5 protein-coding genes are annotated in these 7,954 nt (G+C 74.3%); 2 read left to right on the forward strand and 3 right to left on the reverse strand.

Annotated elements, in window-relative coordinates; translation table 11 throughout:
* The 3 genes from PAI11_RS06945 to PAI11_RS06955 form a co-directional block, all read right to left on the reverse strand.
* Positions 1-590 (reverse strand): MlaD family protein (locus PAI11_RS06945; RefSeq protein WP_040598864.1); only part of this gene is annotated, 590 nt, incomplete at its 3' end.
* A complete protein-coding gene (locus PAI11_RS06950) occupies positions 587-1,432 on the reverse strand; it encodes an ABC transporter permease (protein ID WP_007572328.1) in 846 nt (281 codons plus the stop codon). The genes PAI11_RS06945 and PAI11_RS06950, both read right to left, overlap by 4 nt.
* A gap of 10 nt (positions 1,433-1,442) precedes the next feature.
* Positions 1,443-2,309 (reverse strand): MlaE family ABC transporter permease, encoded by an 867-nt coding sequence (locus tag PAI11_RS06955; RefSeq protein WP_007572329.1) that lies wholly within the window; start codon positions 2,307-2,309, stop codon positions 1,443-1,445.
* 198 nt (positions 2,310-2,507) lie between these two features.
* On the opposite strand from PAI11_RS06955, the gene PAI11_RS06960 reads away from it, so the two are divergent.
* A complete protein-coding gene (locus tag PAI11_RS06960) occupies positions 2,508-4,958 on the forward strand; it encodes a hypothetical protein (protein WP_138974147.1) in 2,451 nt (816 codons plus the stop codon).
* A 79-nt stretch (positions 4,959-5,037) separates the two neighbouring features.
* On the forward strand, positions 5,038-7,954 hold a 2,917-nt coding region (locus PAI11_RS06965; protein WP_170320699.1), incomplete at its 3' end, for an ABC transporter substrate-binding protein.

The following is a 7,954-nucleotide window of genomic DNA, read 5'->3' on the forward strand; positions in this document are numbered from 1 at the left end:
CGCCGCAGCGCGACGCCGTCGGCGGTCACGTCGGCGACCGCGGCCCGGGTCGACGCCAGCGTCCGCGACGCGCGCCGGAGGCTGGCGGCCAGCGCGTCGCCGCGCCCGTCGACCGCACGGTCGGCACCGGCCAGGACGTCGCGGACCGCCGCTCGCGTCCGCGGGTCGAGGGTCGCCAGCACGGTCTCGATCTCGACCGGCTGGTCGGTCCGCGCGAGGCCCAGGGTCGCGCCGTCGCGGAGCGCGTCGCCGCGCCCGTCGTCGATCGAGACCACCCGGTTCAGCTGGCCGCTGAGCGACACGATCCGCAGGTCGGCCCGGGCGCCGCGGTGGAGCCGCTCCCCCGGCCGCAGACGCAGGCTGACGCGCGGCCGGCCGTCCTCGAGGGCGATCGCCTCGACCCGACCGACGCGGACGCCGGAGCGCTCGACGTCGGCCCCCTCGACGAGCCCCGGCACGGCGTCGAACTCGGCCACGGCGCGGCGGCCGTCGCCGTCCTCCCACGGCCGGACGACGGCGGCCCCGGCGACCAGCGCGACGGCGAGCGCCCCGCCGGCGATCGCCCGGGGAGAGGCGGCGGCGCGGCTCATCCGATCGGGATCCTCGGGTTGGCGCCCCAGAAGACCAGCGTCCCCAGCATCGAGATCGCGGTCACGCCGACGACGCTGATCGCCATCGAGCGGGCGGTCGCGATCCCGACCTCGACCGGGCCGCCGCGCACGCGATAGCCGTGGAACAGCGCTACGAGCACGACCCAGGCGGAGATCGCCATCCCCTTGAGGACGCTGAACAGCACGTCCCAGCCGTCCTGGAAGGCGAAGAAGAACAGCCGCCAGGTGCCCGGCGAGACGTCGCCGAAGCGGACGACCGACATCAGGTAGGTGGCGACGTAGGCCGACGCGATCGACAGCAGGTAGGCGGCCGGCAGGACCAGCACGCAGGCCAGCAGCCGCGTCACGGCCAGGTAGGCGAGCGAGCGGACGCCCATCGCCTCGAGCGCGTCGACCTCCTCGTTCACCTGCATCGCGCCGAGCTCGGCGACGATCCCGCAGCCGACCTTGGCCGCCAGGATGTAGCCGAAGACGAACGGCACGACCTCGCGCAGGCTGCACCAGGCGCTGAAGCCGCCGGCGATCGGGTCGAAGCCGAAGGCCCGCGCCAGGGCGGTCGACTCGAGGCCGCACGAGCCGCCGGCGAAGAACGCGATCGCCAGCATCACCAGCAGCGAGCTGGACGCGATCAGCGACGCCTGGCGCAGCGTCTCGCCGGCCATCCCGCGGGCCCGCGGCAGCTCTCGCAGCAGCTCGCCGGCGAACGACGCCAGCGCGCCGAGCAGGCCCAGCAGCCCGCCGTGGCCATGGATCCCCGCGGGGTGGCGGACGTCGACGCCGCGGGCGCCGTCGAGGCCGATCCCGCCGCCCGGCTCGCTCATCGGGAGCGCCTCATCGCAGGACGTTGACCTCGGGGAACGTGGCCAGGAACCACTGGGTGTAGAGCAGGTTGACCACGAAGATCGCCAGCAGGCTGCCGACGACGGCGCGGTTGACCGCCTTGCCGACGCCGTGGGCGCCGCCGGACGCGTTGAGCCCGTGCCACGAGCTGATCACGCCGATCAGGAGGCCGAAGACCCCGACCTTGACCACGCTCGCCAGCAGGTCGAGGAAGGTCGCGTTGGCCACGAACGACTCGAGGAAGGCGCCGGTGGTGCCACCGAGCACGCCGACCGACGCGACGTAGCCGCCGGCGACGCCGAAGACCAGCGCGAAGACGTCGAGCACCATCAGCACCACGACCAGGGCCAGCGTCCGCGGGGCCACGATCGCCGCGACCGGATCGACGCCGAGCACCTCGAGCGCGTCGATCTCGCCCCGCACGCGGCGGGTGCCGAGCTCGGCGGTCAGCATCGTGCCGACCATCCCCGCGACGACGCCAGCGGTCACGAAGGTCCCGAACTCGCGGACGATCGCGACCACCATGAAGCCGCCGGCGCGGTCGACCGAGCCGAAGGCCTGGAGGAAGTTCCCGGCCTGCAGCCCGGGCCCGGAGAAGCCCCAGACGGCGACCGAGATCGCGATCGGCCAGAAGGTCGCCCGCATCGTGTCGATGCAGGCGATCACGAACTCGCGGCGCCATGCGAACGGTGGTCGCAGCAGGGCCCGGCCGACGGCGAAGGTCAGCGCCAGGATCCCGCCGAAGCGGCGCAGGCGCTCGCCGAGGCCGGCCGACAGGCGCGCGGCGGCCGCTGGCCGCGGGCTGCGTGGTCGGTCGCGGGACGGCGCCGCGACGGGCGTGGAGTGGGAAGCCTGCATTTCGGACCCGAATTCCCGTCAAGGAAGATCGAGCGAAAGTCGACTTCCTGACCGGGATTCCGCATAATAGCGCCCGGAGTCCAACGGTCGTCCATATTGCTTGATTTTCGATCAGGTAGTAGCTTTTTGCGCCGGACATGCCGTTGACGGTCTGTCCGGCGACCGCGCGCTCACCGCGCCGACCAGGAGACACACGAGATGACAGCCATTTGGAGAGCGCTCCCACGGGGGCGCCGGAGGATCGCCGCGCTGGTCGCGGTGATCGCGACCCTCGGAGGCGGCACGCTGCTCGCCACAGGCCCAGCCACGGCCGGGGACAACGACGGCGCGATCAGCGCCGAGTGGTTGTCCAACACCCTCAGCCGCGGCCTGAAGTTCAGCCAGGTCGACAACAACACGATCCCCGGCGCGATCGAGCGCCGGGACAAGGCCGAGGCGGAGTGGAAGGCCGCGACGGCGCGCTACAAGGCCGCCTACGCCAACGCCGCCAAGCAGACGGGCGCGGCGCGCACCGCCGCGATCGCCGAGGCCAGGAAGCTCTACCCCGATCCCAAGGCCAAGCCCGAGTACAACCTGGTCTGGTCGGGCAAGCAGAACGTCGCCGACATCAACGCCGACGTCATCTCGAAGCTGATCCAGAACCTGACGATCAACCCGCAGGGCCTGCTGGAGATGCTCGGTCCGCAGTTCCTGCCCGGTCTCGACGGCTGGCAGGTGATCGACGTCCGCAAGCAGGACATCTCCGGCAAGCGCAACCCGGACTACGCCAAGGTCGTCAACTTCGTTCAGCTGCCGCTGCCGTGGGGCGTCGAGAACGAGCCCCACCACATGCAGTACGAGTGGGAGGACGGGGATCCGGTCATCGCCGGCGCGCTGTTCGTCTCGACCACGCACGTCCTCGACGTCAGCGACATCCCGAACGTCAAGCTGAAGAACCAGATCCCGCTGACCAGCGTCGGCTACTCGATCCCCGACGCCTACGACGCGGTCGGCGACGGGCGCTTCATCGGCACCTTCATGGGCGGCCCGGTGGCCAACTTCGGCGGGTCGCCGGGGGCGCTGGCGGTCTTCAAGCCCGATCCCAACACGGGCCTCGCGCTGGAGAACGTCGTGCCGGCCGGCAACCTGCTGGCGGCCGCCGTCCCCGGCGGCACCAACGCCAACGGCGTCCCGGAGGCCTGCTCCGCGGCCGAGGCGCGCCCGCTGGGCACCTGCGCCAACCCGCACGGCATCCAGGTCCGCGCCGACCTCGAGACGGTCGTGACCTCGGACTACGCCGAGCCGCGCGAGATCGTGCTCGACCCGGTCAAGACGGTCAGCAAGTACGCGTTCCGCCCGACCGTCCGCACGTTCGACCTCTCGAACCCCGGCGCGCCGGTGCTGACGTCGGTCTCGCACATGCCCAAGGGGTGGCGCGAGCCGGCCCAGAGGGCGCACGAGAACTACGGGATCATGGAGAACGCCAAGACGTGGCCGAAGACCGCCGCGTTCCCGCAGACCCTCGAGTCGAAGGGCGCGTTCGCCGGCTCGATGTGCGGCGGCGGGATCTTCTTCACCCCCGACATCACCAAGCTCAAGGGCAACGCCTCGGACAAGTGGGTCCAGGTCTGGGACGACGGGCTCTCCAACATCCTGACCAAGGACGGGGCCGGCAAGTTCCTCGACCAGCCCGGTGACTGCGCCGGTGGCGCCTGGCACCAGGTGTCGCGCAACAACAAGTGGCTGTTCCGCTCGGTCCAGGGTCGCAACCCCGGCTCGGACAACTACTTCGACCAGGGCGCGACGAAGGAGCTCTACGACCTCGACATCCAGGACCTGATCAAGTCGGCGCAGGACGGCAAGGTCAGGTGCGACCTGACCAACGGCATCGACACCGACGGTGACGGCTCCAAGGACCTGACCGCGATCCAGGCGGTCCACAAGCTCGCGCAGGGCCAGAAGGTGGCCGACTGCCCGACGCTGATCGACACCCTGAAGGTCACCGACAACACGACCGGCGGCCCGCACTGGGCGGCGCTGGACAACCACAGCTACACCCCCGACGGCTCTCCGACCCGCCTGACGTTCTCGAACTACTTCGTCTCGCGGACCGGCGTCGACGGCGACCACCGGTTCTACCTGGTCAACATCGACAAGGACGGCAAGCTCTCCTACGACGAGGACTTCCGGGACGAGAAGACCGGCGGCCTGGGCGTCAACTTCAACCGACGCAACTGGCCGGGGTCCCCCGACGCGGGCTTCTACAAGCCGCACTCGATGCTGTGGGTGACGCCTCCGGGCATCTCGCCCAAGAACGTCGGCCCGCTGCCGGTGCTGCCGGACGAGCCCGCGGCGACGCCGGCGGCCGGCCTGGCCATCGGCGGGCAGGCCTCGGCGGTCCGGACGTTGGCCAGGAAGCCCCGGGCGAGCGTCCGGGTCAAAGTCACCGGCGCCCCGCTGACCAAGGTCAAGGTCGTCGTCCGCAACGCCGGGAAGCGGTCGCTCGCGGCGTCGAAGGCGCGGACGATCGCGGCCGGCAAGAAGGTCAAGGTGACGCTCAACCGGGCGGTGCGCTCCGGCTGGGCCAGGAAGTCCAAGGTCACCGTCACGGTGACCGGCAAGACCCCCGAGGGCAGGAGCGTCACGGTGCGACGCTCCGTGCGCCTCTGAGCAGACGATGATCACGGGCACCCGTCAGGGGCCCGTGGCGACGCGGCCGCGGTGGATCTCCACCGCGGCCGCACTCGTCATGGCCCTGCTCCTCGCCGGCCTGCTGCCGGCCGCCGCGTCGGCGCACCCGTCGCTGGTCCAGTCCGCCCCGCTCGGCGGGCTCGCGGCCGACCAGCCACCGAAGGACGTCCGGCTGGCGTTCACCGAGGGCGTGATCGCGCGCGGCTCGTCGATCGAGGTCCGTGGCCCGCGCGGGGCGCGGATCGCGACCGGCCCGCTGCGCGTCAGCGACGACTCGCTGCTGGTGGCGCCGCTCCGCGGAGCGCTGCGCCCGGCGGTCTACGACGTGCAGTGGGTCGCGCTCGGCTCCGACGGCCACACGACCTCCGGCTCGTTCCGGTTCGGCGTCGCCGGAGCGAAGGGCGCCCCGCCCCCGGGAGCGGAGCGGCTCGGCGGCGGCGCGTCGACCGGGATCGGCTCCCGCGGGGGCGAGGACGTCTCCGGCGAGGGCTGGTTCGAGCTCGCCGTCCGCTGGCTGGGGCTGCTCGGCGCGGCCGCGCTGCTCGGCGGCGTGCTGCTCCGCTGGCGGGTCCCGCGCGACCAGCGCGGTGCCGGGGCCGAGGCTCGCTGGCACCGCCTGTCGACCGTCGCGCTCGCGCTCTCCCTCTTCGGGGCCGCCGAGGCCGTCGCCGTGCTGGCGACCGCCGGCGTCGGCGACCCCTCGCTGGCCCTGCTGACGGGCAACGGCAACGGCCGGATCGCCCTCGCGCGGCTGGCGCTCGGTGGCCTGCTCGGCGGCCTCGCGCTGTGGCTGCGGACGCGTCGCGACCCGCGCGGCGACGCGCTGCTGGCCGCCTCGGGCGCCGTCGCCCTCGCCGCCTACGGGGCCGACGGCCACGTCCAGGGTCTCGGCGATGGCACCTTCGTCGCCGCGCTCCTCGGCGGCCTGCACGGGCTCGCCGCCGGTCTCTGGGCGGGCGGGCTGATCGCCCTGGTGGTGCTGCGCGGCGGCCGCGGGGCGATCCGGGCCTTCGCGCCGTTCGCGATCGGCGCGATCGTCGTGCTCTCGATCACCGGCCTCGTCGCCGCCCTCCGCGAGGTCGACGGCTGGTACTACCTGCGCTGGACCGGCTACGGCCGGGTGCTGGCGGTCAAGGTCGCGCTGGTGGCCGCCGCAGTCGTGGCCGGCCTGGTCACGACCCGCCGGCTGCGCCGCCGCGACCGCGCGTCGGCGGGCGACCCGACCCCGAGCGGCGACGCCCGAGCGGCGCGCGGTCGGGGCCGCTCGCCCGATCCGCGCCCCGCCGAGGCCGTCGGCCTGCGGCTGGTGCGGGCCGAGGCGCTGGCCGCGGTGACGATCCTGGTGCTGGCCGCGGTGCTCGCCGGCCTGGTCCCCGGACGCGGTCGCCCCGTGGCCGCCCAGCAGGGCAACGTCCTCGGCGGCCCGGCGCTGGCGACCGCCGCGATCGGCGGGCAGCTGCTGCGCCTGACCGTGGCCCCGGCGACCCCGGGCCGCAACGTGGTCGTCGCCGATCCGGCGACGCTCCAGGAGGGGACGCCGGCCAGGGCCGCGCGGACGATCGCCGTGCGGCTGCGCTGCGCCTGCTCGTCCAGGGAGATCCGGGCGCAGCTGCGCCGCGGCCCGCGCGAGGCGTGGTCGGCGCCGGTCGACCTGCCGGCCGCCGGCACCTGGTTCGCCTACCCGGCGATCGACGGTCGCAGCGAGTCGGCTCCGGCGGCGTTCACCGTCGGCGACCGCGCCGCCGGTGGCCCGTCGCCGCGACGGCTGCTGCAGACCGCCGACCTGTCCGGTCCCGACGCCCGCGTCTGCCGGGCCCACGCCCAGGGCGCGGCGCTGGCCGTCGGGCGGCTCAACGCTCGCGGCGGCCTGGACGGCGGCCGCAAGCTCGTCCTGCGGACGGTCGACGACGGCGGCGATCCACGCCGTGCGGCAGCCGCCGTCCGCGGCGCCGACGGCGTGACGGCGCTGCTGGCGCCGTGCGGCGGCGGGGCCGCGGGGGCGGTCCGCCAGGCCGGAGACCTGCTGAGCATCGTCGGCGACCCGTCGGTGCCGCTCGTCCGCGGCCCGCGGGTCTTCCGGATCGCGCCCGACCCGCACGCCGAGGGCGTCGCGATCGGCCGCTTCGTCGCCGAGCAGGGGCTGCAGTCGCGGCCCTCGGCGGTCCCGCAGGTCACGGTCCTGCGGGCGGGGACGACGGCGTCCGGGACCCAGCGCCTCGCCGGTCTGCGCGAGGGGCTGAAGGGCACGGCGCTGCGGGTCGTCGTCGCGCCGGCCGCGACCCTCGACGACCCGCGGCGGTTCGCGCGGGCCGTCGACGCGGCCCACCAGCTGGTGACCGTCCTCGACGGCGACCGGCGGCGGCTGTCGGCGGCCCTGCGCCGGCTGGGCGAGGATCGGCCGCGATTCCCCAACGACGCGATCGTCGCCACCAGCCCGCTGTTCGACGAGCGGTTCGAGGTCGACAGCGGAGCGATCGCTCGCGCCGGGGCGATCACCTCGGTGAGCGAGATCCAGCTCGGGTCGCGGGACGCCGAGGCCTACGCCAACGTGATCCCGCTGCTGTTCCCCGGCGAGCGACCGTCGATCGCGGGACTGCGGGGCTACGTGGCCGGGCTCGCGCTCGCCGAGGGGCTGCACGACGGCTCGGGCCGCGACGACGTCGAGCGGCGACTGGCCCGCCCGCGGCGCTTCACCGACGCGCTGGTCGCGCCGTGGCGCTCCGATCGCCGCTGGTCGGGCGGACCGCTGCTGCAGATGATCAACCTCAGCTTCCTGCCGGAGAACCTGATCCCCGAGCGCGCCGGCGGTGCCAAGGTGGCGGGCCGGTTCTTCGTCGACGGCGCCTGGGCGCCGCTGCAGGGCCGGGTCTACGGGCCGACGATCCGCGGCCTGAGCACGGGGCCGCCGGCCGTCGCGCCGCCGATCGCCGGCGGTCGCCCGACCGCGCCGGGCGCCGGGCCGACCGGCGGCGGCG

Source organism: Patulibacter medicamentivorans (assembly GCF_000240225.1).
GTDB lineage: Bacteria > Actinomycetota > Thermoleophilia > Solirubrobacterales > Solirubrobacteraceae > Patulibacter > Patulibacter medicamentivorans.

Bases quoted from the DNA above. Each gene is read 5' to 3' on its own strand.
- PAI11_RS06955 (WP_007572329.1), bottom strand. From the start codon at position 2,309: ATGCAGGCTTCCCACTCCACGCCCGTCGCGGCGCCGTCCCGCGACCGA.
- PAI11_RS06960 (WP_138974147.1), top strand. From the start codon at position 2,508: ATGACAGCCATTTGGAGAGCGCTCCCACGGGGGCGCCGGAGGATCGCC.
- PAI11_RS06950 (WP_007572328.1), bottom strand. From the start codon at position 1,432: ATGAGCGAGCCGGGCGGCGGGATCGGCCTCGACGGCGCCCGCGGCGTC.